Consider the following 26627-nt stretch of genomic DNA (forward strand, 5'->3'; position numbering starts at 1 on the left):
GTCCATCTGCGTCGTTCTCGGTCCCTGCGGCCTTGCATCCGGAGCTTTTTGAACACCCTGAATCGTCTGGCCTGATCTTCCGCCGGTCTGAGCCGCGGCCTCGTAGGGGTTTGATTAATCAAACCCCTACAACGAGACGCCGATCCTCGATCCGGTTTCCGGAGGCACCCGTTATGATCACGCGCTCTCCTTCCCCTCAACGAACATCATACAATCGCGAAATCCACCACCGCGAATCGGTCCGCCTGAAGGCGTATGATTATTCTTCTGCAGGCGCGTATTTCATCACGGTCTGCACATGGAACAAGGAATGTTCGTTTGGGAAAATTGTGGATGGTACTGTTCGGTTATCACCGATGGGTGAAATCGCGCAAAATTCATGGTTGAAAATTCCGGATTATTTTGAGAATGTCCAATTGGACGAATTTGTCCTCATGCCTAACCATCTTCATGGAATCATCATTCTGACGCAAAACCATATCGCGCAATCGGATCATCGTAGGGGTTTGATTAATCAAACCCCTACAAGAACCGGCCATAAATGGATATTAATGCAAAACCCCAAACCGACGTTGGGGAAAATTTTGCGGCACTATAAGGCAAAGACGTCCAAATTAATTCACGACCGCGGCCATGCCGAATTTCGATGGCAGCGCAATTATTACGAACGTGTCATACGGGACAATCCCGAAATGCGCCGCGTACGGGAATATATCACCGGCAATCCGGCAAGATGGTTGGAGGATGAAGAGAATCCAGTTCATCACGTTTGAAACGTAGGTGCACAGCGCGGATTCGAAAAGGAGCAATATATTCGATCTGCATCTATTATATATATAGGTATATATATATAGGCCGGAGGGGCGGGAGCAGATTTGGCTATGGCTAAGAAAAGGGGACAGGCTGATTTTCAGAGATCACCGGCCAGTGAAAGCCAGAGGATGACGATAGAAAACTAGCCTGTCCCCTTCTCCTTTCTTTGATGCATCAAACGTCGCGTTGGTTGCAGCTAATAGCAATTACCTGTTCCTATTAGACAGAGACAGGAGGACCCAGATCAACTATGTCATGCTGGATGGGATAAAATTTAACAAATCGCTCCAGCCGACGCCATAAAATAAAGGCCTGAGGTTAGGTTTTGAGGTATGACATTGCCACCATGCGCCGGAGCCGAGGGCGGGGAGCGGGCGATGGCTCGTTGCGGTTAGCCCGTCTTGACATTCTCGCTCACAAGGTATAATTTCAAAGCATGGACTACCAACGTCTTATCACGATCGAACCCGGTAAGCGCGGCGGCAAGCCGTGTATTCGCGGATTGCGCATCACGGTATACGACGTGCTCGAATACCTCGCCTCCGGCATGACGGAAGACGAGATTCTTAAGGACTTTCCGGATCTCACACGCGAGGATATAAAAGCCTGCCTCGCGTTTGCCGCGGATCGAGAGCGAAGGCTCATCTCGATCTCAGGAAAGTGAAACTCCCCTTCGATCAGAACTTATCTCCACGACTGGTCAAAGCTCTCAACGATCTCTACCCCGACTCGGTCCACGCGCGAGACGTCGGACTAACCGATGCCTTGGACGAAACGGTCTGGGATTACGCCGCCCGAAACGGATTGATCATCGTTTCCAAAGACTCGGATTTTCACCAGCGAAGTTTCCTGTTCGGACATCCACCCAAAGTCGTCTGGATTCGACGCGGCAACTGCACAACAAACCAGATCGAGTCGATTTTGCGCGCTCATCACGCTGATCTGCTGAGGTTTGAGCAGGACACGGAAGGCGCGTTTCTGACATTAGACTAAACCGTTGCCACCCCGCGCCAAAGCCGAGGGGGGGAGGGCGAGGAGATAAAAAGTGAAAGTCATCGAGATTGCATTTACCGTTTACCCGGTCACGGACCTGAAGCGGGCGCGGCAATTCTATGAGGGCACGCTGGGCCTCAAGGCCACGCATGTCTTCGGAGACGAAAAGACGGGCATGGTGGAGTATGATATCGGACCCGGCACGCTCGCCATCGGCGCCGGGGCTCCTAATTTCAAGTCGTCGGCGGGCGGCGGATGCGCGGCCCTTGAAGTGGATGATTTCGGCGCGATGGTGAGTCGTCTCCGCGAGAGCGGCTGCACCTTTGTGAGCGAGCCGACCGAGACGCCCATCTGTCATATCGCGGTCGTTTCCGATCCTGCCGGAAATACGGTAATGATTCATAAACGGAAGGCTCGATGAGTCTGCGCACCACCGATCCCACGCCGGAACCGAGAATTCCAGCGCGGGGTGGAAGGATTAATAAAGATTGACTCCCTTAGACGGAAGGCGTAGGGTTGGAATAGAGATGAAACAACGTCTGCGGAAGTCATTTAGAGTCCGAGTAAGCAAGGAGAATCGATATGGCGACGAACCAGGTTCAATATACCGTTGAGATGACGATCCCCGCGGGGCAAACCGGCGAGTTTAAGAGACTGGCCCAGGGCGCCATTAATCTCGTCAAAGCCAATGAGCCCAAAATGCTGAGTTCCGAGTGGTATATCAGCGACAACGGCCGCCAGTGCTACGTGGTGGAGCGGTATTCCGAGGCCGATGGAATTCCGGCGCACATCAAGAATCTCGGCCGGATCCTGACGGATCTGATCAAGGTGTCTCCGATCACCCGATTTAAGGTCTTCGGCACCATCTCCGACGAGATCAAAAATACCTTGACCCCGCTTGGAGCGAAGTTTTTCCCGGCCTGGAACGGCATGACGCGTTGAAGCTTCCCCATGCGCCGGAGCCGACCGCGTAAGGGGGAGGAGTCTACGATTGTCGGTTGACAAGGTTCAGCCGAAGGGTTGATGCAATACCCGGCGTCCAGTCTTGAAATATGAGCAACGTTCAACCGGGAATACTCGCCCCCATTCCCAGTCTCGCGCGCTATTTGTATTTTCATCTCAACCCCGACCACCGGCCCGACAAAAGCCTTCGGGCATTGGGCGACATCTGCGACGGTGAAAAGACGGTTGTGGGGATCGGTCCATCGACGGTTCGGACCCTGGAAAAGAATATCCAGGGACTTCGGACCTTTCCTCCTTACGCGGGACCGGGTTTTGAAGTGCCCTCGACGCCGTTTGCCTTATGGTGCTGGCTGAGGGACGACGACGGGGGGGAACTTGTCCATCGGACGAGGACCATTGAACGCGTTCTGTCGCCCGCCTTCCGCCTCGATCATGGGATCGAGGCCTTCCGGTACGGATCCGGCCTGGACCTGACGGGTTACGAGGACGGAACGGAGAATCCCAAAGGAGCGAAGGCGGCCGCCGCGTCCGTTGTGCGCGGACAAGGCGCGGGCGTCGACGGGTCGAGCTTCGCGGCCGTCCAACAATGGGTGCATAACCTTGATCACTTTGAAGCGATGACGGCCAAGCAACAAGACAAGACATTCGGACGCCGGAGAAGCGATAACGCGGAATTAAAGGATGCGCCTCCGTCGGCGCACATCAAGAGAACGGCGCAGGAAAGCTTTGAGCCGGAAGCGTTTATCTTGAGACGCTCGATGCCGTGGGCGGACCCGGCCCGGGCCGGGTTGGTTTTCGTGGCGTTTGGCCGGTCGTTCGACGCCTTCGAGGCGCTTCTAAGACGGATGGTCGGGACGGACGACGGTATTACGGACGCCTTGTTCCGCTTCACCCGCCCGATCTCGGGGGCGTATTTCTGGTGTCCCCCGGTCGCGTCCGGCCGCTTGGACCTTCGCGCGCTCGGCCTCTGACAACCGCTTTCCGTGGGGCGACCACGTCAGAATTTGGCCCTCCTGTAGAAAATGCGTTTCATCATCTCCGCGGCCAGAATATAAAAGACCACGATCATTCCCATCAGCAGGAAAAACAGGGCCGGCAACCGGCCGAATCCAAAGAGCCCGCCGATCGGGGTGAAAGGGAAGACCAGCGTCGCTCCGATGACGAGCAGCGTGGCGATCAGCAAATGGGGTCCGGGCAGGCTTTGGAAGAAAGGTTTCCGGGTGCGGATCACCAGCACGATCAGCGAGGCCGAGATCACGGATTCCATGAACCATCCGGTCCGGAACTGAAGCGGCGTCGAATGAAGGACGAACAGAAGGACGCCGAAGGTGAGATAGTCGAAGACCGAACTGACCAGGCCGAAGGCGAACATAAAGTTTCGGATGAAGCGGATATCCCACTGTCGGGGCTTCTCGACCATCTCGGGATCGACGCGGTCGGTCGCGATGGCCATTTCGGGGAGATCCGTCAGTAAATTGGTCAGAAGGATCTGCTTGGGCAGCAGGGGAAGGAAGGACAGAAAAAGCGAGGCCCCGGCCATGCTGAACATGTTCCCGAAATTGGCGCTCGTCGCCATGAAGACGTACTTCAGGGTGTTGGCAAAGGTCGCCCTTCCCTCCTTCACGCCGTCCACCAGGACGTTCAGGTCCTTGGCGAGCAGTACGATATCGGCCGCCTCTTTGGCGACATCGACCGCACGGTCGACGGAAAGACCGACATCGGCGGCGTGAAGCGCCGAGGCGTCGTTGATTCCATCCCCCAGGTAGCCCACCACATTCCCGGCCTTCTGCAGAGCGAGGATGATCCGCTCCTTCTGATTGGGCTCGACCTCGGCAAAGATGTCGATATCGCCCGCGCGTGCCAACAACGCCCCATCGCTGATCGCATGAAGATCGGAGCCGGACAGGATCTGAAGATCGGGCAGTCCCACCTGCCGGCCCAGGGTGGCCGAGACCAGCCGGTTGTCTCCGGTGATGATCTTCAGCGAAATGCCCAGTTGCTTCAGTCGGCGCACCGTCTCGATGATTTCGGGTTTGGGCGGATCAAAGAAAACTAAAAACCCCAGGAAGGTCATGCCGGCCTCGTGGTCTTTGGTGATGACCGGCATCGAGCCGTCCGCCCGGTAAGCGATCCCCAGCGTGCGATAGCCCTGACGGCTGAGCGCGTCAAATTGTTTCCGGATTTGATCCCGGAGCGGAGCGATATCCGCGACCGTCCCTCCGGAAACCTCGACGCAGGAGCAGACCGCAAGGATGTTGGGCAACGCGCCCTTCGTGATCATGAGGGTCGCAGCATCTTTTGCAATCAGGATGCTCAATCGCTTGCGGATAAAGTCGTACGGCACCTCGTCCAGTTTCCGGTAGCCGGATAAATCGAACGGACGGTGGTTTCGAATCGCTTCATCCAGGGGGTTTGTGAAACCCGTCTCGTAAAACGCATTGAGATAGGCATAGAGCAGAACCCGCTCGCTGGGTTGGCCATCCGTATCCAGGGTGGAATGCAGCCGAACCACGCCCTCGGTCAGCGTGCCGGTCTTATCGGCACAAAGCACATTCATGCTACCGAAGTTTTCGATCGAGGCGAGGCGTTTGACGATCACCTGCTTGCGGGCCATTTTTTTCGCGCCATGGGCCAGGTTGATGCTGATGATCACCGGCAACAGCTGAGGCGTCAGGCCGACGGCCAGGGCGAGGGAAAAAAGGAAAGAGTCCAACACGGGCCGCTCCAGATAGACGTTGATCGCGAAGATCGCAATCACCAGCACCAGCGTCACTTCCATCAGGAGGTTCCCGAAGCGCCGGACGCCGCGCTCGAATTCGGTATCGGGCGGCCGGAGCTTCAGCCGCTCGGACACTTGGCCGAACTCGGTCTGCAAGCCCGTATGGACCGCCGCCGCCCGGGCGGTGCCGCTGATCACGTGGGTGCCCATCCAGAGCGCGTTTGTCCGGCGGCCCAGCGGCGTGTCCAGAGGGAGGACCCCGGCCGATTTTTCGACGGGGTAGGTTTCGCCCGTCAGGGTCGCCTCATCGATGAAAAGGTCCTTGGCGCTCAGAAGCCGGCAGTCGGCCGGGACGCTGTCTCCGGCATGGAGAACGATCAGATCGCCCGGAACGACATGCTCGACCGGAATCTCGATCGGGCTTCCGTCCCGCAGCACGTCGGCCTTGATTTGGATCATCGCCAGGAGCTTCTCGACGGCGCCGGCCGCGCCGCGTTCCTGCCAGAATCCGAGCAGGCCGCTGGCGGTCACGATCGTCAGGATGATGAGGGCGTCTACTGGATTGCGGAGAAAAAAAGACAGGCCCGCGGCGAAGAGAAGGATCACGATAAGCGGTGTTTTGAATTGTATCAGCAGCAGCGTCAGCGCGTCCGACCGCCTTTTGGCTTTTAGGCGATTGGGGCCGAAACGGGCGAGACGCTCCCGGGCCTCGTCGGACGTCAAACCCTGCGGCGACGCCTGGAGCTGCTGAAGCAGATCCTGCGGATCAACGCTCCAGAATGGATCGATCGGCCGGTTCAAGTCGGTTTTCCTCTCCATGAAAGTTAAGCCGTCCTGTCGCGGCGGAGAACGGAGCAGGACTACTGGATCTGGTGGATGTCCCCTTTGATGGAGGCGCCGGCCGATAAGGCGAAGGTGACGCCGTCCTGAAGCTTCAGGGTTGTCTTGACGATGCGCGACCGGTCGACGACATGGATCGCGCCGAGATAAAGATGGTTGCTCGGGATGTACACCACGGCCAGATTCCGCCGGGCGCCGTCCGCTTTCGTGAGCGTGAACTCTCCCGTCAGAAATCCGCCGTTGAATCCTTCCCCGGATGAATGCTCCACCAGGACGAATTCCTTGAATCCCGACGGATTGTTCGGGTTCAGGCTATCGACAATCCGCTTGATGTTCCGGTAGATGCCCTTGAAGATCGGAAGCCGTTCGAGAAGGCCGTCGATCCAGCCCAGGACCAGTGCGCCGTAAACACTTGAAAGAATCAGGCCCGCGATAAAAATGATCGCCAGCGTCATCAGCACGCCCAGCCCCCGTATCTCGACATGTAAAAACGTGGAGATCAAGGGCTGGAATAAGGCGTCCATCGTCTTCAGCAGCCAGACCAAAAGCGTGACGGTCAGATAAAGGGGAAGCAGCGCAATGAGACCGGTCAGCAGCGTATTTCGAAGGCGTTTCATCATTGGGTGTCTCCTTTAATAGTTAGAAACCACGGACCATTATACTGCCCTGGGGGGGTCTTGTCTAACCCTCCCGGAACGCCGATCGATTTTCGGACAACAAGCTCCTCTCGCCATCGTCAGGGGCAATGTGATAAAATAAAAGCAAAAGAGGGATTGTTATGGAAACCGCCGTGAACAGACCGGATGCGGTTGTGCCGACGCGGTACTGGCACAAGCTCGAGGACGGCCGCGTCCAGTGCGATCTGTGCCCTCGTTTTTGCAAGCTCAACGAAGGCCAGCAGGGCCTCTGCTTCGTGCGGGCCCGGCAAAACGATCAGATTGTCCTCACCACGTACGGGCGCTCGAGCGGGTTTTGCGTCGACCCCATCGAAAAAAAACCGCTGAACCATTTTCTTCCCGGCACCTCCGTGCTTTCCTTCGGAACGGCGGGATGCAACCTGTCCTGCCGGTTTTGCCAGAACTGGGACATCAGCAAGTCCCGCGAAGTGGACACCCTGGCCGACGCCGCGTCCCCCGAAGTCATCGCCCGCGCCGCGCGGGAATTGGGCTGCCGCAGCGTGGCCTTTACCTACAACGACCCGGTCGTCTTCCATGAATACGCGATCGACGTGGCCCGGGCCTGCCGGACGGCCGGGATCAAGACGGTGGCCGTGACGGCGGGCTACGTTTGCGAGGCGCCGCGCGAGGAATTTTACCGCTATATGGACGCGGCCAATGTCGACCTCAAGGGTTTCACGGAGCGATTTTATCAACAGATCACGGCCGGGCATCTCCAACCCGTTCTGGACACGCTGATCTATCTCAAGCACCGGACGAATGTCTGGTTTGAGATTACGACGCTCCTCATCCCGGGTGAGAACGATTCGGACCGGGAGATCGACGCCCTGACCCGGTGGGTGCTGGAACACCTGGGACCGGAGGTGCCCGTTCATTTCACCGCGTTCCATCCGGACTACAAGATGCTGGACAAACCGCCCACCCCGCCCGCGACACTGACACGGGCGAGACGGATCGCCATGGAAAACGGGATCCGCTATGCCTACACCGGCAACGTTCATGATCCCGAAGGTGACAGCACCTACTGCCACGGGTGCGGTAAAAAATTAATTGGCCGCGACTGGTACCTCCTTTCCGACTGGAACCTGACCGAGGACGGCCGTTGCCGGTCCTGCGGCACCGCCTGCGCCGGGGTCTTCTCCGGTCCGCCGGGAGACTGGGGCCCAAGGCGCCTTCCGGTGCGCCTTCAGGATTTTTATTGATTGAGTAGTGCGATCGCCCGCCTTTCCAATCCATCGTACGGCTCGCTTGTAACTCCCTTAACTTTATGAGATAATTCTGTCACGATGAATTCCGACAACCTGCGCAAAGGATTTTTAGAATATTTCAGCCGGCAGGGGCATACCCTTGTTCCGAGTTCCCCCTTAATTCCACAAAAAGACCCGACCTTGCTGTTCACAAACGCCGGCATGGTCCAATTCAAGGATGTTTTTCTGGGAAATGAAAGTCGTGCTTATAAGCGGGCCGTCTCGGTTCAGAAATGCATGCGAGCCGGCGGAAAGCATAACGATTTGGAGAATGTGGGGATGACGGGGCGTCACCACACCTTCTTTGAAATGCTGGGCAATTTTTCTTTCGGCGACTACTTTAAAACCGATGCGATCGCATTTGCGTGGGAATTGTTGACGAAGCATTGGAATCTTCCCAAGGCCCGGCTCTGGATTACGGTCTTCAGGGAAGACGACGAGGCCGAGGGATTATGGAAACAGATCGGGGTGCCGGCCGACCGGATCAAGCGCATGGATGAGAAGGACAATTTTTGGGCCATGGGTGATACCGGCCCCTGCGGTCCGTGTTCCGAGATCCTGATCGACCAGGGAGAGGCGGCCGCCGGCGCTCCGCATAACTGTAAAGGCGTCGGCTGCGACTGCGACCGGTATCTCGAGATCTGGAACCTGGTCTTCATGCAGTTCATGCGGAATCCCGATGGAAAACTCACCGCGCTTCCGAAGCCCAGCATCGATACCGGGATGGGCCTTGAGCGGATCACGGCCGTGACCCAGGGGGTCCTCTCCAATTACGACACGGATCTTTTCCTGCCGATCTTCAAAAGCGTTTCCGAAACGACCGACCAGGATCTGGTCGCGCTGCGCAACGGCATGCCCGGACGGGTGATCGCGGACCACATCCGCGCCATCACCTTTCTGATCGGCGACGGGGTGCTGCCCTCCAACGAAGGCCGGGGATACCTGCTGAGACGGGTCATCCGGCGCGCGGCGCGGTACGGAAAGGAACTCGGGCTGAACGAGCCGTTCCTCTATAAACTCTCCGGAGCGGCGGTGGATGCGATGGTCACGACCTATCCCGAGTTGGCCCGCTCGCGGACGGTCATCGCCCAGGTGACCCAGGGAGAGGAAGAGCGCTTCATTCAGACCTTGAATCAGGGCGTGGGCCTCTTCAAAGAAGTGATGGACAAGGTGAAGGCGACCGGCCAGTCGGTCATCCCGGGCGGCGAAGCTTTCCGGCTGTACGATACTTACGGGTTCCCCTTGGACATCGCGACGGACATGGCGCGCGACGTCGGCCTTCGGATCGACGAGGCCGGTTATCAGGCCGCGATGGCCGACCAGCGGGACCGGGCGAGGAAATCCTGGGTGGTAAAGGAAGTGGCGCCGTATTATAGCGAGGCTTCCGCCAGACTGGGGTTGACCGAGTTCGTGGGCTACGACAGCCTGGAAGAGGAGATCCGTCTCATCGGGATTTTAAAGGGCGGCCGCCCGGTGAGCAAAGCCGCGGCGGGCGAAACGGTCGAGTTGATATTCGACCGGACGCCGTTTTACGGCGAATCGGGCGGACAGGCCGGCGATCAGGGACTGCTCGAGCATCCCAGCGCCCTGGCCGAAATTCATGCCACGATCAAACCGGTGCCGGGATTTTTCGTCCATCAGGGAAAGGTGACTCAGGGCGAAGTGGTGGAGGGAGAAACCTACCGGGCGGTCGTGAGCCCCGCGGCGCGGTGGGGAGCGGCGAGAAACCATACCGCCACGCATATCCTTCATTCGACGCTCCGTGAAATTCTGGGCGAGCATGTCAAGCAGTCCGGCTCGCTTGTGGCCCCGGACCGTCTCCGGTTTGACTTCGGACATTTCAAGCCGTTAACCGCGCAGGAGATCAAACGGATCGAGACCGTCGTGAACGAACGCGTTCGCGAAGACGATCCGGTCGAAACGCAGGTGATGGATTTTCAGGAAGCGGTCCGGACCGGCGCGCTGGCGTTTTTCGACGACAAGTATGGAGACCGCGTCCGCGTGGTGCGTATTTCGGACTTCAGCAAAGAACTCTGCGGGGGAACCCATTGCCATGAAACCGGCCAGGTCGGGTTGTTCAAGCTCGTGCAGGAGGGCAGCATCGCGGCCGGCGTCCGACGGATCGAGGCGCTGACGGGCGAGATGGCGTATCTGCATGTCCGGAAGCAGGAGGAAGACATCCGGGAGATTGCCGCGTTGTTAAAGGTCCAACCGGCCGAGGTGGTCGAGAAGACCCGGCGGCTTCTGGCCCAGATGCGCGAGCGCGAAAAAGAGATGGACCGGTTTAAAGGACGGGCCGCCGGCAGCCAGGCGGAGGACCTTGCATCGGAGGCCCGGACGGTGGACGGGATCCGGGTGCTGGCCAAGCAGCTTCAGGACGGACTGGAGGCGAAAGATCTGCGGGCGTTTATGGACAGGTTGAAGAACCGGCTGAAAACGAATTACATCGCGGTGGTAGCCTCCACCTCCGCCGACCAGAGCAATGCGTTTCTGATCACGGCCGTTTCGCCCGATATGACGGGCCGCTTCAATGCGGGCGAGATCGCGAAGGAAATCGCCGGCATTGTCGGCGGTTCGGGCGGAGGCCGTCCGGACATGGCGCAGGCCGGAGGGAAAAACGTCTCAAAGCTTTCGGAGGCGCTGGCCCGCGTTTACGAAATCGTGGAAAAAAAGCGGCCATAATGCGCGGTATAATATAAAACAGGCGGGTGGGAGGAAACGATCATGGTTACGAAGATGATGAAAAAAATGGTGATGGCCGGTCTTGGGGTTGAAGCGAAGGCCCGCGAGACTTGGGAGGAGCTGGTCCGGCGTGGAGAGGAGAACCAGAGAGACTATGCCAAAAAAATGAAGGAACGCGTCGCAGGGCTGGAGAAAGATCTGAGCAGGCTGGAAAAGAAAGAGCGGGATCTGATCGATAAAGTGATGGCCAAGCTTCCCCTCGCAACCAAGGCAGACCTGGATCGCCTTGAGAAGAAGATTCAGGAGCTGACGGCCAAAATAAAAAGCGGCTAAGATGTCGGCCCCGGGCGAACGCATTCTGGCCTTGGATCTGGGCGAGCGACGGATCGGCTTGGCCGTCAGCGATGAACTGGGCTGGACCGCACACGGCCTTCCCACGATGGAGCGGATCGGCCCCAAGAAGGATATCCAGAGGCTCCGCGAAGTCGTAGGCCGGTGTCAGGTCCGGAAGCTGGTCGTAGGCCTCCCTCGCAACATGGACGGCAGCTTGGGACCTCAAGCCAACCTCGTTCTGGACTTTATCGAGCACCTGAAGGACAAGCTGAAGCTGGATGTTATCCCGTGGGATGAACGTCTCACAACACAGGCGGCCGAACGGGCCCTTCTCGAGGCGGACATGAGTCGCGCCAAACGCCGGAAGAAAGTGGACCAGGTTGCGGCCGTGCTGATCCTGCAAGGCTATCTGGACAGCCGCCGAGGTCTGCTCCAGACCGCCTCCCAAACCGACGCGTGATGGAGTTGACGGTACAAAAACGAATCGGCCGCATGGCGATTCCGCTCCTTTTCATCGGGACGGCCCTCCTGTTTGTGCTCGTGCAGGAGGTGACCTTTCTCTACATCCCGCCCGATCGGGATCGGGTTCAAAAGGTGCTGGAAATTCCGGAGGGGACGACACTCCGGAAGACCGCCCGGTTGCTTTTTCAAAACGGATTGATCACCAGCGTCGAGTCGTTTGTGGTGGTCGGCAAGATTCTGGCGATCGAGCGGCACATCATCCCGGGCGAATATGCCTTTCATACGCGGATGCTGCCGCTCGAGATTATAGGACTGCTGAAGAGCGGCCGGGTGATTGAGCACGAAATCACGATCCCGGAAGGATCGACCCTGGCTCAGATCGGACAATGGGTGGAGGAAAAACATCTGGCTCGGGCGGACGAGTTTATCCGACGGGCGAACGATCCCGTTTTTGTTCAATCGTTGGGATATGAAGCCGATTCGCTGGAGGGTTATCTCTATCCGGAAACGTACTATTTCTCCAAGCGCGTCGGAACGGACGGGATCCTACGGGCGCTCGTCAAGCAGTTTGAAACGGTCTATACGCCTGAGATGGAAAAACGGGCGCAGGAAATCGGGATGACGCGGCAGGAGGTCGTCACACTGGCATCGATTATCGAGAAGGAAACCTCGGTCGAGGCCGAACGGCCGATCATCTCGGCCGTGTTTCACAATCGGATCCGAAAAAACATTCCCCTGCAGAGCGATCCCACCGTGATTTACAGTCTTCCGCATTTCAACGGGAACCTGACCCGGAAGAACTTAAGAATTCCTTCTCCCTATAATACCTATCGCATCAAGGGACTTCCCCCGGGTCCGATTGCGAACCCCGGTCGGGCGGCGCTTTGGGCGGCGCTTTACCCGGCGCCGGTGGACTATCTCTATTTCGTTTCCAAGAACGACGGAACGCATTATTTCTCAAAGACGCTGGCCGAGCACAACCGGGCCGTCCAGAAATACCAAAAACGGCGCCTCGTAAAAAGCACGTAGGGATTCCGATGTTTTCACAAGCGGGCGAGCTGGCCGGAATGATTGACCACACGCGCCTGGCCCCGGACACGACGCCCGCAGATATCCGCCGGGTTTGCAAAGAGGCCCGGCGGCATGGTTTCGCGTCGGTTTGCATCCCGCCCTGTTATGTCGAGGAGGCGGCCCGCGGGCTCGCGGGATCGAAGGTGGCCGTCGGCACCGTCATCGGCTTTCCGATGGGGTATCAATCCCTGTTCGTGAAGATCGTCGAGGCTGTGGAGGCCGTCAAGCGCGGGGCCGAAGAGCTGGATCTGGTCGTCCACTTGGGGGCCGTTAAAACGGGAAACGCCGACGCCGTACGGACCGAGGTGGCCCAGATCCGGAACGCGGTTGCCGGGGCCCGGCTCAAAGTGATTCTCGAGACCGGCTATTTGACCCGGAAAGAGATCGTCTCGGCCTGCCGCTGGGTCCGGGAAGCGGGGGCCGTGTGGGTCAAGACCTCCACCGGATTCGGTCCCAAAGGAGCCACGGCGGCGGATGTCCGCCTGCTCAAGAGGTCGATCGGGAAGGGCGGATTCGTCAAGGCCGCGGGTGGAATCCGGAACCTCAAAATGGTGGAGATCATGGTCCAGGCCGGCGCCTCCCGAATTGGGACCAGCCGCGGCGCGGAGATTCTAAAAGAATACCTGCGCGGATCGGATCAATCATGAAGCCCCCAAAAGTATCCAAGGAAGCCTTGACGGCGTCCGACCGACAGGCGCTGGACCATCTGGTCGCCCAGCTCCGTAAGCTCTATTCCGAGCGCCTGAGGCAGGTGATCCTCTATGGCCACAAGAGCCGCGGGGAGCGGGGGTCGGACCTGGATATCTTGGTTGTGATCGAGGGAATTACGGACCGCTTTGTTGAAATGAGCCGGATCCATCGGATCACCGGCCCGATCACCGTAGAGGAGGATATTCTGATCACGGCCGTTCCGGTCGACGCAGCCTACCTCGATCAGCAACGCGAAGACTCGTTCTTTGCCGCGATCCTTCAGGACGGGATTACGCTGTGAAAGGGAGAACGCTCGAATGAGCATCGAGACCCGGCTGAAGGAGCAGGGGATTGTGCTTCCGATCCCGCCCAAACCGGTGGCGAATTATGTGCCGGCCGTCCGGACCGGGGAATTGCTTTTTACCAGCGGGGTGTTGCCGATGAAAGAGGGGAAGCTGGCTTACGAAGGAAAACTGGGCCGGGACCTGACGGTGGAGCAGGGGCAGGATGCGGCCCGGCTGGCGCTGCTCAATGCACTGGCCGTTGTGAAACAGGACCAGGGAAACCTCGACCGAGTCGTCCGGGTCGTTCGGTTGACGGGACATGTCGCCTCGGCGCCGGGGTTCGTGCAGCAGCCGGCCGTGCTGAACGGCGCTTCGGATCTGTTGGTTGCGGTCTTCGGCGAGGCTGGCCGGCACACCCGCGCGGCACTGGGAGCGGCCGAACTGCCGCTGAACAGCCCGATCGAGCTTGAATTGATCGTGCAGGTCCGCCCGTGAAGAGAATACGCAGTTAAGCGGGTCCTGTCCTTGGGCAGCCCCGCCTCGGCCACCCGCGTATGTGGCCAAATCCGAATTACTCCGGAGGCGGCCGATTGATCCGGATCGTCGCTTTGGCACGAAGACGGCCGAGATATTCCTTCAACTTCGAATTCGTTTTCTCCGCAATCAAACTGTCCTGAACCGCTTTTCGGGCGTCCTCCGGTTTCTCGCTCTTGAATTCCTCGCTGTGATCCTGCAAGTAATGGTCGGTCTCCTCCGGAGTGACGAACACGAAAAATTGGATACGCTGCTCAATCAGTTTGTGAACGATCAGCTGTTGCTTGAGTTGTTGTTCGATCTCGGCGTCCGTGAGGGACAATCGATCCTTGAGCAGGTCGAATGTCTCCGCGCGCCCGAACCGGAGCCGGAGCTTTTTGTAGGCGGCCGCCACGTCGTCGTCCGACGGCGGAGGGATCTCGAGTTTCTTGGCCTCGGCCAGGAGCAGTTTCTGATCGATGAGATCATTGAGCACGGTCGAGTCATCCGCGCCGCGTTTCTCCACAAAGACCTCCCGGTATTCCTGGACGTCGCTCAACGCGATCACTTCGTTGTTCACGACGGCCAAGATCCGATCGGCTACGACGGCCGGAACCGGCGAGGGAGAGGACAGGATGAAGCAGAAAATCCCAATCGGAATCAACGCAAAGAATCGCATACCGTCTAAACGGTAGCATAAAAAAGGCTCGTGATCAAATGGGAAGGGGTTCATTGACAAAACGGTCCCGACCAACGATAATACGCCCTGCTCGACCGAATCATCAACAGCGGAAGGAACAGCCATGGCGTATTCCAAAGAGAAAGACAAACTGATCGAAGTCGTCGGCACCGTGGAAGGCCCGCGGTCGAACATCGAAGTGGCGATCTATTCGTACGACGGCGCGGCGCCGAAAATCGCCGTCACCCGGTTTTCCGAGCGGGAGGACGGAAGCCGCGGCTTTCAAAACCTCGGCCGGTTGACACGCGAAGAAGCTGAGGGACTCCTGCCCTTGCTGAAGGCCGCCATCGGCAAACTGTAGCCGTGTTCAAGACCCGGCGGGGCAGGGCGGAGCTTTTTCTTTTTGCGACCACCTTTATCTGGGGCGGGACATTTGTCGTCGTCAAGGTGGGGCTGGGAGATTTTTCACCGGTCCTCTTGGTGGCCCTTCGGTTTTCGCTGGCGGCCCTTGTTCTCTTCGTCTTCGGCCTCAAACGGATCCTCCGGATCGACCGGGTCCTGCTCTGGAAGGGGAGCCTGCTCGGTTCGCTCCTGTTTCTCGGGTTTGCGCTCCAGACCATCGGGCTGAACGACACCACGGCCTCGAAGTCGGCGTTTATCACCGGCTTGATGGTGATCTTCACGCCGGTCTTTCAATTCGCCATCGAGAAACGGGTCCCGAAACTCGGCAACCTTGTCGGCGTCGCGGTCGTCACGGCCGGGCTCTGGTTGCTGACGTCACCGTCCGGCGCCGGTTTCACGCGCGGAGACGCGCTCACACTGCTGTGCGCCGCGGTATTCGGCTTGTATATTGTCATGCTGGATCTCTTCTCGAAGGCGACGGAGCCTCTTCCCTTGACCTTTGTTCAGATGCTCACCCCGGCGATTTTGGGGTGGACGACGCTTCCCCTGCTCGAAACCCCTGTCTGGCATCCCACGGCGAACGCTATCACGGTCTTGCTCTACTGCGCCCTGCTCGGAAACGTCCTGAGCAGCTACGTCCAAACCCGGTATCAGCGCGATACGACCCCCACACGGGCCGCGATCATTTTCACCGTTGAACCGCTCTGGGCCTCGATACTGGGTTATCTGATGCTTAAAGAGATGATCGGGTATTGGGGAATGGCGGGCGGCGCGCTGATCATTGCGGGGATCTTGGTTTCGGAACTGTCGGATTCCGTGCCTTCTCCGCCAGCCGAAGGATGATTTTCCATTCTTTCTTCGTGACGGGCTGAACGGAGAGTCGGCCATGGCGGAGAAGGACCATGTTCTCGAGCCCCGGTGTTTTTCGGAGGGTCTGGACCGGGATGACGGACGGAAAGGCCTTCACGAACTTCACGTCCACACGGTACCAGATCGGATGATCCGGGCTGCTCTTGGAATCGTAATGGAGATCGGCGGGGTCAAAGGCCGTGTCATCCGGGTAACCTTCCCTTACGACCTCTGCAAGACCAGCAATCCCACTTGGGTACGTGCTACTGTGGTAAAAAAGAACCTGGTCTCCCACTTTAATGGAGTTTTTAAGGTAATTCCGTGCTTGGTAATTCCTTACGCCGTCCCAGCCGGTCACGCCGCAGGTCTTGAGGTCCTGGATCGAGAAGGTGTCGGGTTCGGACTTCATTAACCAATAGGAGGGAGTTCGGACCATTTACTCCACTTTGATAGAGGCATTTTCGAGGATCGCCTTGTAGGTATACCCGGCGCCGAGGTCTTTATCGGTGTCCAGAGTCCCCGAAACGAGGACATGATCGCCGACCTTCACGTCCTGTTGGGATGTGACGGCGAGGTCGTTCGTTCCTTCTTTGCCGCTTCCGTCCTGGATGTGAAGGAAGTTCTTTCCCATGATTCCGGGGTTGAATTTCACCACCTTGCCGCGAACCTGAACCTGTTTTCCTTTCAGAGTTTCGCGGTCGGCATAAACCTGCTCCACCGTCTTAACCTCTTTTGAACCGGACTGTGTTTGAGCGCCCGGCGGTTTTGACCGCCCGCCTTTGTCGGGGGAAGGATCATTTCCGATTACCTTGACCGATGGAGTAAAAATGATCGAGTCAAAGGTGCGTTTCAGCGTCGGGCTGTAGAAGTCTTTCATCTCCGAGCCGGGCGCAACATCCACCTGATTGCCGACGGCCAGATCCATTTGGGGTGTGGCGGCCCAATACCGACCGCTTTTTGTCTCGACCTCAAGATAGGTGTACGATCCCGCGTTCATGGTGGTCACCACGACGCCGGTTCGTTCCAAGGCCCCCGCCGTTTCCGTCCCGATGATTAAGACCGCGCACAGCGACGTCAAGATGACAAAGCGGTTTTTCAAGGAGTTCCTCCGTTCAGGTTGATGGGACGACTCACATCCCCATGATATGATAGCCGGCGTCGACGTAAATTACTTCTCCCGTGACTCCGCTGGACAGATCGCTGGCCAGAAAAAGGGCCGTGCCGGCCACTTCGTCGGCAGAAATATTTCGCCGCAGAGGCGCCCTGGCCTCGACGTGATGAAGCATGTCCAGAAAACCCGAGATGCCGGCCGAGGCCAGCGTTCGGATCGGACCGGCCGAGATCGCGTTGACGCGAATCCCCTTCGGACCCAGATCCGCCGCAAGGTAACGGACGCTGGCCTCCAAGGCGGCTTTGGCTACGCCCATCACATTGTAACGCGGGACGACTTTTTCGGCGCCGTAGTAGCTGAGCGTGAGAATACTGGCCGGCCGGCCTTCCATTAGAGGCGCGGCATGGCGGGCCAGGACCGTGAGCGAGTAGGCGCTGACGTCCTGCGCGAGCCGAAATCCGTCCCGGGACGTGCTCAGAAAGTCGGCTTTGAGATCTTCTTTATTGGCATACGCGATCGCGTGCACGAGAATGTCGAGATGGCCGAAGACGGACCGCACCTGATCGAAGACGGCTTGGATCTGATCGTCCTTTGTGACGTCGCAGGGAAGGATCAGCTTGGCCCCGACGCTCTCGGCCAGCGGCCGGACCCGCTTCTCCAGAGCGTCGCCCGCATAGGTAAAGGCCAGCTCGGCCCCCTCCTGGTTCATCGCCCGCGCGATCGCCCAGGCGATGCTCTTCTCATTCGCGACGCCGAAAATAATCCCTTTCCGACCGTTCAGAAGGCTCATCAAGAAGTCTCCGGCGGATTCATTATAAAGAGAGGTGAATCATACATGAATAAGAGGGAGTTTTCAACTGCCGGGGACAACGATCCCAGGGAGTAAGGACGGGCCGGATTGGAACGGAGAGATCCGGGCGAACCATTCAGGCGTAATGGCAGGCCGGGTTTCCCGGCACTGAAATCGTGTCAGTCTCCGCCCGCGAAGGCGTCCTCTTCGTATTCTTCGATTCCTTCGTCATCGGTTCGGCCCAGGCCGTTCAAGAAGGAATGCCGAAGCTCACGAATTTGATTGGATTGAGTCTGGTTGATTTTGCCCGCGGTCTCTTTGAGATAGCGGCGACAAAGCTCAAGACCCTTTTTGAAGCGATCGGGGCTGGGGCATTCGATGACGTAGTTCCAAGTCGTATAGATCAGGAATTCAAGGAAGGCCGTGGCCGTCGGATGAGTCTCGCCGATCTTGAACAGCGTCGCGTAGGCTTCCGCGGATTCCTGCCCGGTGCTGGAAGCGAACCGTTCCTCGGCCTCGGTGGCGGGATACAGATCCTCGCCCAGCTCCCCGGCTGTCTGTGCTCTCTTAAGCGCCTCCCGGGCCGCGACGGCGGTGTCAAAGTTCATTTTGGTTCGACTTTCACGACCACCGTGCCTGCGATGACATCATGCAGGGCGCGTTTGGCGGGCGGGACGGCGGCGAGAATGAACCCGATGCCGAGGGTGAAGATGTCCAAGTTATAGCAGAGGGTCCGGCCGATGGCGCGAAGCCAGGAAACGGGCTGGCCGTTGGCCGTGACGACGCGGACGCCGAGCGCCATTTTCCCGGGCGTCCGGCCGTCGTACGCGGTGAAGAAAGAAAAATAAACCAGAAACAGAAAAGACCAGACGCGGGTATGCAGCTCGGCCCAGTCCATCAGAGATTCCGACAAATCATTTCCGAAGTTCAGGGTCTGGGCCAGGGCGAGATCTTCGGCGGCGGCGCCGATCCAGAGAAAAAGGAGCGTAACCCATTGCAGCAGGATGAGATCGATGGTGAACGCCGCGGCCCGTCGCCAGAAGCCCGCTTTATCCTTGACGGGGACGGCCTCCAACTCGGCGACAGTCGTTTCCTTGATCGGCTGTTCCGGGAACAGCGGCCAGGGATTCTCCGTGCCTGAAGCGGTCGACTGAGGAACGTTCGGGTCCATCCATCACCTCCGAGTTTCCAATTCATATTGAAGAATCGCCAGAACGGCCAGCCCGGCTGTTTCGGCGCGAAGAATCCGCGGGCCCAATGAAACCGAGACCCAACCGGTTTTGCGGGCCTCTTCAATCTCCGGAGAAGTGAACCCCCCCTCGGGGCCGATCAGAACAAGAATGGAATCTCCCGCTCGACCGGAGGGGCCGCAGGGAAAAAAGGCGGTCAATGCCGCCTTGAGCGATTGGTTCTGTTCCTGCTCCCACGGCAGCAGGTTCAGCGAAACGTCCGGCGGATTTTTAAACAACTCGTCCAACGAGACCATGGGCCGGACCGGGGGAATGTCCAACCGGCCGCACTGCTGCGAAGCCTCTTTTGCGATCTTCTGCCAGCGGTCCCTTTGGCGAAATTTCCGTTCGGCGCGAGGCCGCGCGATCGTCCGTTCGGACACGACCGGCAGGATGGCGTTGACCCCCAGTTCGGTCGCTTTTTGAACCACCCAGTCCATCTTGTCGCCTTTCAGAACGGCCTGGGCCAGTGTGACGGAAACCGTCGGTCGAGCCGACGCGGCCTCTTTTTGAAGAATCTTTGCGATGATCTGTTTTTTCGTGACCTGACTTAGCGCGGCGCGGTATCGTGTCTGTTTTTCATCCACCAGGTTCACAACTTCGCCGGGTCGGCATCGGAGGACATCCCTTAAATGATGGGCCAAATCTCCGGTCAACGAGATTTGGTTTTCGTGGAGGGAGCGGGACTGAATAAAAAAAACGGGCATCCGGAGTCATCATTATTATTCAAAAATATTTTTGACCTTCTCAAAGAGCCCTTCCTCGGTTGCCACCGGATCCCCGCTCAGTTTTGAGAACTCCTCGAGGAGTTCGCGCTGGCGGGTGGTGAGCTTGGTCGGGGTCGTGACGCGAACCGTCACCCGCTCGTCGCCGATTCCGTGTCCTTTGACGTTGGCGACGCCGAGGCCTTTGATACGGAAGACGCGGCCGCTCTGAGTGCCGGCCGGGATCTTGAGGTGCGTCTTGCCCTTGAGTGTGGGTATCTCGATCTTGGCGCCCAGCGCGGCCTGGCCGATGCTGATCGGGACTTCACAGAGGAGGTCGTCTTCCTCGCGCGTGAAGATCGGATGGTCCTTCACGGTCAGCACGACATACAAATCCCCCGGCAGACCGCCGTTTGAACCCGGCTCACCCTCTCCGGTCAAACGCAGACGGGTGCCGGTCTCGACCCCGGCCGGGATCTTGACCGCCAGTGTTTTTTCATGGTGAACCTGTTTCTTCCCGTGACATTTCGGGCAGGGATCCGAGACGATCCGGCCTTCGCCGTGGCAATGGCCGCAAGACCGGCTGATGGTGAAAAAACCCTGCTGAAATCGGATCGAACCGGCGCCGTTGCAGGTCGGGCAGGTCCGAATTCCTCCGGCCGATTTCGCGCCGCTGCCGCGGCACTCGGAGCAGGTCTCCCATTTCGGGATCCGGATTTTGGCCTCTTTCCCGAAGACGGCCTCTTCGAATTCGATCTGAAGATTGTACCGAAGATCCGTTCCGCGCTCCGGTCGGGCACGAGACCGACCGGCCGCGCCGCCGAAAAAGTCCTCAAAGATGTCGCCGAAGATATCGCCGAAACCGCCCCGGTTGAAGTCAAACCCGCCCGCGCCCTCCGTTCCGACCCCGGCATGTCCGAAGTTGTCGTACCGATGGCGCTTCTGCGAGTCGCTTAACACTTCGTAGGCTTCGTTGATCTCTTTGAACTTCTCTTCCGACGACTTGTTGCCCGGATTCCGATCCGGATGGTACTTGAGAGCCATCTGGCGGTAGGCCTTTTTCAGTTCCTGGTCCGAGGCGTCGCGTTTGACGCCCAGGACTTCATAATAGTCGCGCTTGGCCAAGAGTGCTCTCCGTAAAATTTTTTATTTAGAGGAAGCCGGTCCGGCCAATATCCGTTTTCCCGGCTTATGTTCCCTCTTTGCTGTCTTTTCTTGTTTCTTCAAATTCAGCATCCACCGTTCCCGCTTCCGCCGACTTGGCGGAGGGTCCTCCGCCCTCGGCGGAAGGGCCTCCTGGCTGAGGGCCTTGGCCTGCCTGCGGTCCCCCCGCACCTTGCGACGAAGAATGCTTGTACATCTCTTCCGCCACCTTGTGGGAGGCCTTGGTGAGCTCCTGCAACGCGTTCCGGATCGTGGTCGTGTCGTTGGTTTCGAGGGCTTTTTTTGTCGCCGCGATTTTTTCGCGGATATCATTCCGTTCGGCCATGGCGACCTTGTCGCCCAACTCGGTGAGCGTTTTGTCAACGGTGTAAACCATGCTGTCCGCTTCGTTCTTGACCTCGGCCAGCTCCCGCTTCTTCTTGTCTTCCTCGCTTCGGGCCTGCGCCTCTTTCACCATCTTGTCGATTTCTTCCTTGGACAGCCCGCTGGAAGCCGTGATACGAATGGACTGCTCTTTTCCGGTGGCCATGTCTTTGGCCGAGACATGCACGATTCCATTGGCATCGATGTCAAACGTCACCTCGATCTGAGGAACGCCGCGGGGTGCCGGCGGGATTCCGACCAGATCGAAGCGCCCGAGCGTTTTGTTGTCGCCGGCCATTTCCCGTTCGCCTTGCAGCACGTGAATGCTGACCGCGGTCTGGTTGTCCGAAGCCGTGGAGAAGATCTGGCTCTTCCGGGTCGGGATGGTCGTATTCCTCTCGATCAGTTTGGTGAAGACGCTCCCCAGGGTTTCGATTCCCAAGGAGAGCGGTGTGACGTCCAACAGCAGAACGTCTTTCACTTCGCCCTTGAGCACCGCGCCTTGAATGGCCGCACCGATCGCCACCACTTCATCCGGATTAACCCCCTTGTGCGGTTCCTTTCCGTAGAAGGATTGGACGACCTGCTGGACCTTGGGCACCCGCGTCATTCCGCCGACTAGGACGACTTCGTGGATGTCCTGGGCCGTCAGGCCGGCATCCGTCATGGCCTTCCGGCAGGGCTCGATCGTCTTCTGAACCAGCGCATCCACTAATTGCTCGAACTTTGAGCGGGTCAGTTTCGTGACCAGGTGCTTGGGCCCGCCGGCATCCGCCGTGACAAACGGCAGATTGATCTCGGTTTCCTGCGACGAAGACAGTTCGATCTTGGCCTTCTCCGCGGCCTCTTTCAACCGCTGAAGGGCCATTTTATCTTTTCGAAGATCGATTCCCTGATCTTTATTAAATTCTTCGATCAGCCAATCCATGATGCGGAGATCAAAGTCGTCTCCCCCCAGATAGGTGTCCCCGTTGGTGGCCTTGACTTCGAACACCCCTTCGCCAATCTCGAGGATTGAGATATCAAAAGTCCCTCCGCCCAAATCGTACACCGCGATTCGCTCGTCCTTTTTCTTGTCCAGCCCGTACGCCAGCGACGCGGCCGTCGGCTCATTGATGATCCGAAGCACGTTCAGTCCGGCAATGGCGCCGGCGTCTTTGGTCGCCTGACGTTGGCTGTCGTCAAAATAGGCCGGAACGGTGACGACCGCATCGGAGACCTTTTCGCCCAGATAATCTTCGGCCGTTTGCTTCATTTTTTGAAGGATCATGGCCGAAATTTCCGCAGGGCTGTATTTTTTCCCGCGTACTTCCACATGCGCATCCCCGTTGGAGGCCTCCACAATTTTGTAGGGAAGGCGTTTCATCGCGGCCTGGACTTCGGGGGAACGAAACTTGCGCCCGATCAAGCGTTTGATCGAGAAGATCGTGTTCTCCGGATTGGTGATGGCCTGCCGACGGGCGATCTGTCCGACCAGTTGCTCGCCCTTGTCGGTGAAGGCCACGACCGACGGCGTAATCCGGCTTCCTTCCGCATTGGGAATGACGACGGGGTCTCCGCCGGACATAACGGCCACGCAGGAAAACGTCGTTCCCAGATCGATACCGATAACCTTACTCATTGTAAACCTCCTCGCTAAAAATGCGGATCAGAACAGTCATGAATTCCACGCAGGAAAGAATTACAGGTTTTTATCGTTGTCTTCGGTTTCCCGTTTTTCAGGTGCTTCCGTAACCGGTGAATGCGACGGTTTCCGGGCGACCGCCACCATGGACGGCCGAAGCACGCGCTCATGATACAGATAGCCTTTTTGCAATTCCTCTGCGACATGGTTTTCCGGATACTCGTTCGTGTCGAGGTATGTAACGGCTTGATGGCGGCTGGGATCAAAAATCTCGCCCACACTTGCGATCGGCGTTACCCCGAATTTCTTCAAAGCATCCGAAAATTGCCGGTAGGTCAATTCCACGCCTTCAATCCACGGGGATCGTTCCGATGCGTCTTTGGCATGGCTCAAGGCCCGCTCCAGATTATCAAGCACCGGCAAGAACTCCTTAAGAAGTTTTTCGTTTGCGTATCGCAACTGCTCCATTTGATCCCGAGCCGCGCGTTTTTTGTAGTTTTCCATCTCGGCAAAGACGCGGAGTTGCTTTTCCTGGGCGGCTTTGAGTTCATTGGTTTTTTGTTCCAGTTCGGTTTTTAGAGACAGAACGTCCTGTTCCAGCGACGTCGGCTTGAGAGCGTCCGAACCCGACGGGATTTCATCCGGTTCGGATTGCGTCCTGTTGGGTTCGGGATTTGGGTTCGGTTCTTCCATGCGATGCTCCATGCGAAAACTCAGTCTTGGTCCAGGAGACGACCGAGCAATTTGGCGGTATGATCGACCAATGGAATAACCCGTGCGTATTCCATCCGTGTGGGCCCGATCACGCCTAGAGTCCCCCCGATATCATCGCCGCTTCGATAACTGGAAACGACCAAGCTGAAGTCCTCGATTCCGGGTACACTGCTTTCGGAACCGATGAAGATCTGAACTCCTTGGGTTTCCAAGCAGTTGTTTAGGAGTTTCATTATAACGGCTTTTTCTTCAAAGGTCTTGAACAAGCCCTTCATCTTTTCCATGTTCTCGGTAAACTCTGGCAGGTTCAGAATGTTTGAAGTTCCCACCACGTAGAGTTCTTCGTCCGGTTGGTCGGCCAGGGCCTTTTGACCGAGCTCGGAGGCTTTCTGGAGCAGGTGGTTGTACAGTTCTTTCTCGGCCTCCATTTCCTTAAGAAGCCGGCGGCGGATTTCGTCCAGGTTTAAGCCGCTGAACTTTTCGTTGAGAAAAGCGCTGATCCGTGTCAGGTCTTTCTGAGTCAATTCCGGACCCACATCGATCATCCGGTGTTGAACCAGCCCGTCTTTGGATACTTGGACAATCAGGGCGTGACCCTTGCGCACCAAAATAAACTCCAGTCGATCCAGCCGTGCCTTGGATACCTTCGGGGCCAGGACGATTCCGGCGTAGTGAGAAAGAAGGGAAAGCATCCGTGTCGTCTCTTGGAGAAGCGCATGAGGGTCTTCCCGCTTCATGCCGAGATAGGTTTCTTCCAGAAAATCTTCATCGAAGATGGATGGCCAATCTTCTTCCATCAGTTCATCCACGTACAGACGATACCCTTTGGATGTGGGAATCCGTCCGGCCGAGGTATGCGGCTGCAGCAAATAACCCATCTCTTCCAACTCGGCCATGATATTTCGAATCGTGGCCGGGCTCAAACCGAAAGAAAAATTCCTGGTCACGGTCTGCGATCCAACCGGTGAGGCCTTTTCAATATAAGACAAAATAACGGCATTTAAAATTTTGCGATTTCTTTCGTTTAGTTCCATAACAACCGCACCGAATTTAGCACTCAGCCTTTTAGAGTGCTAATAGCTTATCAAGTTTTGGATGTGTTGTCAATAGAGTCTCTTCGGGCCCTCTTCTTGTTTCTTTCATACAAGAGTTGAAGACCTTCCAGCGTTAAAAAGGGCCGAACCTCGTTGATCGTCTTTGTCTCGGACAGGATCAGCCGGGCCTGGCCGCCTGTCGCGATAACTTTGGCCGTCGGTGCCAACTCCTTTTTCATCCTTTTGACCATTGCATCTACAAGTCCTGCATAACCGTATAATAATCCGGACTGTATGCTGCTGACGGTATCTTGGCCGATGACCGATTTGGGTTTGGCCAACTCCACTTTGGGAAGTTTCGACGCTCCCCGAAAGAGAGCTTCGGCCGAGATCGTAATCCCGGGCGTGATCGCTCCGCCCAGATATTCTCCCTTCTTGCTCACGGCGCAAAAGGTGGTGGCGGTTCCAAAGTCAACGATAATAACGGGTCCTCCGTAACGCCGGTACGCCGCGACGGCGTTGACGATCCGGTCCGCACCCACGTCCCTCGGGGACTCGTATCGATTGATCAAGCCGGTGTTCATGGTTCCATCCACGATCAAGGGGGCGGAATGAACGTAGCGCAGGCTCATCTCGGTGAAGATCGGGGTCAAGGGGGGAACCACGCTGGATAGAATCACTCCGTCGATTTGATCGGCTCGGAGCCCGTTCGCGCGAAAAAGATCCAACAGCAGGATGCCGTACTCATCGGAGGTCTTGCCGAGTCGGGTGGCGATTCGCCAGCTCCCTTTCAGTCGGCTTCCCAGAAAAACACCCAGGACGATATTGGTATTTCCGATGTCAATCGCGAGCAGCATCGGAAGGCCTCACATGAACGACGTCGTCGGATCGGACGATGACTTCCTTCCGATCGGTCCTTTTCAAGATCAGTGCGCCTTCCGGTGTCAATCCCTCCGCCTTTCCCGTCCAATTGTGGTGTTGTTCCAGGACCGTTACGAACCGTCCCAGGGTTTCGGAGCGGGCGGCGTAGGCGTTCAGAATTGTTTGAGAAGGTTCGGTCAGGAAGGAGCGGTATTGAAGTTCGAGGATTTCCAGGATCCCCTGGAACAGTTGGACCCGGTCGATCATGCGGCCCGATTCCTGTCGCAGCGAGCTGGCAGAGTCGTGAAGCGTCTCAGGAAGCGCATCACGGAGGAGATTGACATTAACTCCAATTCCCAAAACCAGGTATCGGATCCGCTCTTTTTGGACGACACTTTCCAGAAGAAGACCGCCGATCTTTTTCCCATGAACCAGAAGATCATTCGGCCACTTCAGGCGAGTCGGCAAGTCCGTGGTTTGTTCGATGGCCCGCGCCACGGCCACGGCGGCGGCCAGTGTCCATAGGCCAATGCGCCTGGGGTCGCCGTCGGGTCGGAGGATGATCGAGAAGTAGAGGTTGACGTCCGGGGGTGAGATCCAATGACGGTCCATCCGACCCCGGCCGCGGGTTTGGGTATTGGCCAGGACCACGGTCCCCTCGGTCGCGTCTTGTTGGGCCAGCAGGTGAGCGGTGGTGTTTGTCGACTCAATGCTGTCGTATACATGGAGCGGGCGGCCGAAGCGGTCCGTTCGAAGCCCCGGCAAAATCGCTTCGGGGATCAATCGTTGTTGCGGTTGTGGGTCGCCTGATAAAGG

At 57.7% G+C, this 26627-nt stretch carries 31 protein-coding genes; 16 read left to right on the plus strand and 15 right to left on the minus strand.

Annotated features, from left to right (window positions below; translation table 11 throughout):
- The 6 genes from VLY20_04965 to VLY20_04990 all read left to right on the plus strand — a co-directional run.
- Window positions 1-773 (plus strand): transposase (locus VLY20_04965; protein HUK55990.1); only part of this gene is annotated, 773 nt, incomplete at its 5' end.
- A 476-nt stretch (window positions 774-1249) separates the two neighbouring features.
- Window positions 1250-1477, plus strand: coding sequence for a DUF433 domain-containing protein (locus VLY20_04970; protein HUK55991.1), 228 nt, complete (start codon window positions 1250-1252; stop codon window positions 1475-1477).
- The gene (locus tag VLY20_04975) at window positions 1474-1806 is read left to right on the plus strand and encodes a DUF5615 family PIN-like protein (GenBank protein HUK55992.1); all 333 of its coding nucleotides are present in this window, start codon (window positions 1474-1476) and stop codon (window positions 1804-1806) included. The genes VLY20_04970 and VLY20_04975 overlap by 4 nt, the downstream gene beginning before the upstream one ends.
- A gap of 52 nt (window positions 1807-1858) precedes the next feature.
- A complete protein-coding gene (locus VLY20_04980; GenBank protein ID HUK55993.1) occupies window positions 1859-2227 on the plus strand; it encodes a VOC family protein in 369 nt (122 codons plus the stop codon).
- A 161-nt stretch (window positions 2228-2388) separates the two neighbouring features.
- Complete coding sequence (locus tag VLY20_04985; GenBank protein ID HUK55994.1) at window positions 2389-2748, plus strand: hypothetical protein; 360 nt, start codon at window positions 2389-2391, stop codon at window positions 2746-2748.
- A gap of 110 nt (window positions 2749-2858) precedes the next feature.
- A complete protein-coding gene (locus VLY20_04990; protein ID HUK55995.1) occupies window positions 2859-3740 on the plus strand; it encodes a Dyp-type peroxidase in 882 nt (293 codons plus the stop codon).
- A gap of 26 nt (window positions 3741-3766) precedes the next feature.
- Here VLY20_04990 and mgtA read toward each other — a convergent pair whose 3' ends face one another.
- Both mgtA and VLY20_05000 read right to left on the minus strand, forming a co-directional pair.
- Window positions 3767-6307 carry a magnesium-translocating P-type ATPase gene (mgtA, locus tag VLY20_04995; protein ID HUK55996.1) on the minus strand — a complete coding sequence of 847 codons (2541 nt, stop codon included), beginning with the start codon at window positions 6305-6307 and terminating at the stop codon, window positions 3767-3769.
- Window positions 6308-6348: 41 nt separating this feature from the next.
- Window positions 6349-6948, minus strand: a complete 600-nt coding sequence (locus tag VLY20_05000) for a DUF502 domain-containing protein (GenBank protein ID HUK55997.1) — start codon at window positions 6946-6948, stop codon at window positions 6349-6351.
- Between the two features lie 158 nt (window positions 6949-7106).
- Here VLY20_05000 and amrS point away from each other — a divergent pair, with 158 nt between their 5' ends.
- From amrS to VLY20_05040, 8 genes are all read left to right on the plus strand, one after another.
- Window positions 7107-8207 carry an AmmeMemoRadiSam system radical SAM enzyme gene (amrS, locus tag VLY20_05005; protein ID HUK55998.1) on the plus strand — a complete coding sequence of 367 codons (1101 nt, stop codon included), beginning with the start codon at window positions 7107-7109 and terminating at the stop codon, window positions 8205-8207.
- Window positions 8208-8291: 84 nt separating this feature from the next.
- Entirely contained in the window at window positions 8292-10934 is a 2643-nt protein-coding gene (gene alaS / locus VLY20_05010) for an alanine--tRNA ligase (protein HUK55999.1), read from the plus strand.
- A 42-nt stretch (window positions 10935-10976) separates the two neighbouring features.
- Complete coding sequence (locus VLY20_05015; protein ID HUK56000.1) at window positions 10977-11267, plus strand: phasin family protein; 291 nt, start codon at window positions 10977-10979, stop codon at window positions 11265-11267.
- Window position 11268: 1 nt separating this feature from the next.
- The gene (gene ruvX, locus VLY20_05020; GenBank protein HUK56001.1) at window positions 11269-11727 is read left to right on the plus strand and encodes a Holliday junction resolvase RuvX; all 459 of its coding nucleotides are present in this window, start codon (window positions 11269-11271) and stop codon (window positions 11725-11727) included.
- Window positions 11727-12758 carry an endolytic transglycosylase MltG gene (gene mltG, locus VLY20_05025; protein ID HUK56002.1) on the plus strand — a complete coding sequence of 344 codons (1032 nt, stop codon included), beginning with the start codon at window positions 11727-11729 and terminating at the stop codon, window positions 12756-12758. Before ruvX ends, mltG begins: the two co-directional genes overlap by 1 nt.
- A gap of 8 nt (window positions 12759-12766) precedes the next feature.
- Window positions 12767-13447 carry a deoxyribose-phosphate aldolase gene (deoC, locus tag VLY20_05030; protein ID HUK56003.1) on the plus strand — a complete coding sequence of 227 codons (681 nt, stop codon included), beginning with the start codon at window positions 12767-12769 and terminating at the stop codon, window positions 13445-13447.
- Window positions 13444-13791 carry a nucleotidyltransferase domain-containing protein gene (locus VLY20_05035; protein ID HUK56004.1) on the plus strand — a complete coding sequence of 116 codons (348 nt, stop codon included), beginning with the start codon at window positions 13444-13446 and terminating at the stop codon, window positions 13789-13791. Before deoC ends, VLY20_05035 begins: the two co-directional genes overlap by 4 nt.
- Window positions 13792-13807: 16 nt before the next feature.
- Window positions 13808-14269, plus strand: coding sequence for a RidA family protein (locus VLY20_05040; protein HUK56005.1), 462 nt, complete (start codon window positions 13808-13810; stop codon window positions 14267-14269).
- A 76-nt stretch (window positions 14270-14345) separates the two neighbouring features.
- On the opposite strand, the gene VLY20_05045 is transcribed toward VLY20_05040, so the two are convergent.
- The gene (locus tag VLY20_05045) at window positions 14346-14966 is read right to left on the minus strand and encodes a hypothetical protein (protein HUK56006.1); all 621 of its coding nucleotides are present in this window, start codon (window positions 14964-14966) and stop codon (window positions 14346-14348) included.
- 124 nt (window positions 14967-15090) lie between these two features.
- On the opposite strand from VLY20_05045, the gene VLY20_05050 reads away from it, so the two are divergent.
- On the plus strand, window positions 15091-15327 hold the full coding sequence (locus tag VLY20_05050) for a hypothetical protein (GenBank protein ID HUK56007.1): 237 nt from the start codon (window positions 15091-15093) through the stop codon (window positions 15325-15327).
- 2 nt (window positions 15328-15329) lie between these two features.
- Window positions 15330-16211, plus strand: a complete 882-nt coding sequence (locus tag VLY20_05055; protein ID HUK56008.1) for a DMT family transporter — start codon at window positions 15330-15332, stop codon at window positions 16209-16211.
- On the opposite strand, the gene VLY20_05060 is transcribed toward VLY20_05055, so the two are convergent.
- The 12 genes from VLY20_05060 to VLY20_05115 all read right to left on the minus strand — a co-directional run bounded on the left by VLY20_05060 (window position 16147) and on the right by VLY20_05115 (window position 26576).
- On the minus strand, window positions 16147-16653 hold the full coding sequence (locus VLY20_05060; protein HUK56009.1) for an EVE domain-containing protein: 507 nt from the start codon (window positions 16651-16653) through the stop codon (window positions 16147-16149). The genes VLY20_05055 and VLY20_05060 overlap by 65 nt on opposite strands.
- Entirely contained in the window at window positions 16654-17316 is a 663-nt protein-coding gene (locus VLY20_05065) for a DNA-binding protein (protein HUK56010.1), read from the minus strand.
- Between the two features lie 31 nt (window positions 17317-17347).
- Window positions 17348-18118, minus strand: coding sequence for an enoyl-ACP reductase (locus VLY20_05070; protein ID HUK56011.1), 771 nt, complete (start codon window positions 18116-18118; stop codon window positions 17348-17350).
- A 179-nt stretch (window positions 18119-18297) separates the two neighbouring features.
- Entirely contained in the window at window positions 18298-18726 is a 429-nt protein-coding gene (locus tag VLY20_05075) for a hypothetical protein (GenBank protein HUK56012.1), read from the minus strand.
- Window positions 18723-19289, minus strand: a complete 567-nt coding sequence (locus VLY20_05080; GenBank protein HUK56013.1) for an RDD family protein — start codon at window positions 19287-19289, stop codon at window positions 18723-18725. The genes VLY20_05075 and VLY20_05080 overlap by 4 nt, the downstream gene beginning before the upstream one ends.
- A gap of 3 nt (window positions 19290-19292) precedes the next feature.
- Window positions 19293-20054 carry a 16S rRNA (uracil(1498)-N(3))-methyltransferase gene (locus VLY20_05085; GenBank protein HUK56014.1) on the minus strand — a complete coding sequence of 254 codons (762 nt, stop codon included), beginning with the start codon at window positions 20052-20054 and terminating at the stop codon, window positions 19293-19295.
- Window positions 20055-20069: 15 nt separating this feature from the next.
- On the minus strand, window positions 20070-21176 hold the full coding sequence (gene dnaJ, locus VLY20_05090; protein ID HUK56015.1) for a molecular chaperone DnaJ: 1107 nt from the start codon (window positions 21174-21176) through the stop codon (window positions 20070-20072).
- A 64-nt stretch (window positions 21177-21240) separates the two neighbouring features.
- Window positions 21241-23199, minus strand: coding sequence for a molecular chaperone DnaK (dnaK, locus tag VLY20_05095; GenBank protein ID HUK56016.1), 1959 nt, complete (start codon window positions 23197-23199; stop codon window positions 21241-21243).
- A gap of 60 nt (window positions 23200-23259) precedes the next feature.
- Window positions 23260-23895 carry a nucleotide exchange factor GrpE gene (gene grpE, locus VLY20_05100; protein HUK56017.1) on the minus strand — a complete coding sequence of 212 codons (636 nt, stop codon included), beginning with the start codon at window positions 23893-23895 and terminating at the stop codon, window positions 23260-23262.
- A gap of 20 nt (window positions 23896-23915) precedes the next feature.
- A complete protein-coding gene (hrcA, locus tag VLY20_05105; protein ID HUK56018.1) occupies window positions 23916-24950 on the minus strand; it encodes a heat-inducible transcriptional repressor HrcA in 1035 nt (344 codons plus the stop codon).
- Between the two features lie 50 nt (window positions 24951-25000).
- Window positions 25001-25807, minus strand: coding sequence for a type III pantothenate kinase (locus VLY20_05110; GenBank protein HUK56019.1), 807 nt, complete (start codon window positions 25805-25807; stop codon window positions 25001-25003).
- Window positions 25791-26576, minus strand: a complete 786-nt coding sequence (locus VLY20_05115) for a biotin--[acetyl-CoA-carboxylase] ligase (GenBank protein ID HUK56020.1) — start codon at window positions 26574-26576, stop codon at window positions 25791-25793. The genes VLY20_05110 and VLY20_05115 overlap by 17 nt, the downstream gene beginning before the upstream one ends.
- Window positions 26577-26627 lie beyond the last annotated feature (51 nt).

The organism is Nitrospiria bacterium (genome assembly GCA_035517655.1).
Taxonomy (GTDB): domain Bacteria; phylum Nitrospirota; class Nitrospiria; order JACQBZ01; family JACQBZ01; genus JACQBZ01.

What these genes read in the sequence shown, in the direction of transcription:
- VLY20_04985 (HUK55994.1), top strand. Translation starts at nt 2,389, where the DNA reads ATGGCGACGAACCAGGTTCAATATACCGTTGAGATGACGATCCCCGCG.
- VLY20_05035 (HUK56004.1), top strand. Translation starts at nt 13,444, where the DNA reads ATGAAGCCCCCAAAAGTATCCAAGGAAGCCTTGACGGCGTCCGACCGA.
- VLY20_05015 (HUK56000.1), top strand. Translation starts at nt 10,977, where the DNA reads ATGGTTACGAAGATGATGAAAAAAATGGTGATGGCCGGTCTTGGGGTT.
- VLY20_05080 (HUK56013.1), bottom strand. Translation starts at nt 19,289, where the DNA reads ATGGACCCGAACGTTCCTCAGTCGACCGCTTCAGGCACGGAGAATCCC.
- VLY20_05110 (HUK56019.1), bottom strand. Translation starts at nt 25,807, where the DNA reads ATGCTGCTCGCGATTGACATCGGAAATACCAATATCGTCCTGGGTGTT.
- VLY20_05045 (HUK56006.1), bottom strand. Translation starts at nt 14,966, where the DNA reads ATGCGATTCTTTGCGTTGATTCCGATTGGGATTTTCTGCTTCATCCTG.
- mgtA (HUK55996.1), bottom strand. Translation starts at nt 6,307, where the DNA reads ATGGAGAGGAAAACCGACTTGAACCGGCCGATCGATCCATTCTGGAGC.
- alaS (HUK55999.1), top strand. Translation starts at nt 8,292, where the DNA reads ATGAATTCCGACAACCTGCGCAAAGGATTTTTAGAATATTTCAGCCGG.
- VLY20_05070 (HUK56011.1), bottom strand. Translation starts at nt 18,118, where the DNA reads ATGAGCCTTCTGAACGGTCGGAAAGGGATTATTTTCGGCGTCGCGAAT.
- mltG (HUK56002.1), top strand. Translation starts at nt 11,727, where the DNA reads ATGGAGTTGACGGTACAAAAACGAATCGGCCGCATGGCGATTCCGCTC.
- VLY20_05085 (HUK56014.1), bottom strand. Translation starts at nt 20,054, where the DNA reads ATGCCCGTTTTTTTTATTCAGTCCCGCTCCCTCCACGAAAACCAAATC.
- dnaK (HUK56016.1), bottom strand. Translation starts at nt 23,199, where the DNA reads ATGAGTAAGGTTATCGGTATCGATCTGGGAACGACGTTTTCCTGCGTG.
- grpE (HUK56017.1), bottom strand. Translation starts at nt 23,895, where the DNA reads ATGGAAGAACCGAACCCAAATCCCGAACCCAACAGGACGCAATCCGAA.
- deoC (HUK56003.1), top strand. Translation starts at nt 12,767, where the DNA reads ATGTTTTCACAAGCGGGCGAGCTGGCCGGAATGATTGACCACACGCGC.
- VLY20_05040 (HUK56005.1), top strand. Translation starts at nt 13,808, where the DNA reads ATGAGCATCGAGACCCGGCTGAAGGAGCAGGGGATTGTGCTTCCGATC.
- VLY20_05050 (HUK56007.1), top strand. Translation starts at nt 15,091, where the DNA reads ATGGCGTATTCCAAAGAGAAAGACAAACTGATCGAAGTCGTCGGCACC.
- VLY20_04970 (HUK55991.1), top strand. Translation starts at nt 1,250, where the DNA reads ATGGACTACCAACGTCTTATCACGATCGAACCCGGTAAGCGCGGCGGC.
- VLY20_05075 (HUK56012.1), bottom strand. Translation starts at nt 18,726, where the DNA reads ATGAACTTTGACACCGCCGTCGCGGCCCGGGAGGCGCTTAAGAGAGCA.
- VLY20_05060 (HUK56009.1), bottom strand. Translation starts at nt 16,653, where the DNA reads ATGGTCCGAACTCCCTCCTATTGGTTAATGAAGTCCGAACCCGACACC.
- hrcA (HUK56018.1), bottom strand. Translation starts at nt 24,950, where the DNA reads ATGGAACTAAACGAAAGAAATCGCAAAATTTTAAATGCCGTTATTTTG.
- VLY20_05000 (HUK55997.1), bottom strand. Translation starts at nt 6,948, where the DNA reads ATGATGAAACGCCTTCGAAATACGCTGCTGACCGGTCTCATTGCGCTG.
- amrS (HUK55998.1), top strand. Translation starts at nt 7,107, where the DNA reads ATGGAAACCGCCGTGAACAGACCGGATGCGGTTGTGCCGACGCGGTAC.
- VLY20_04990 (HUK55995.1), top strand. Translation starts at nt 2,859, where the DNA reads ATGAGCAACGTTCAACCGGGAATACTCGCCCCCATTCCCAGTCTCGCG.
- ruvX (HUK56001.1), top strand. Translation starts at nt 11,269, where the DNA reads ATGTCGGCCCCGGGCGAACGCATTCTGGCCTTGGATCTGGGCGAGCGA.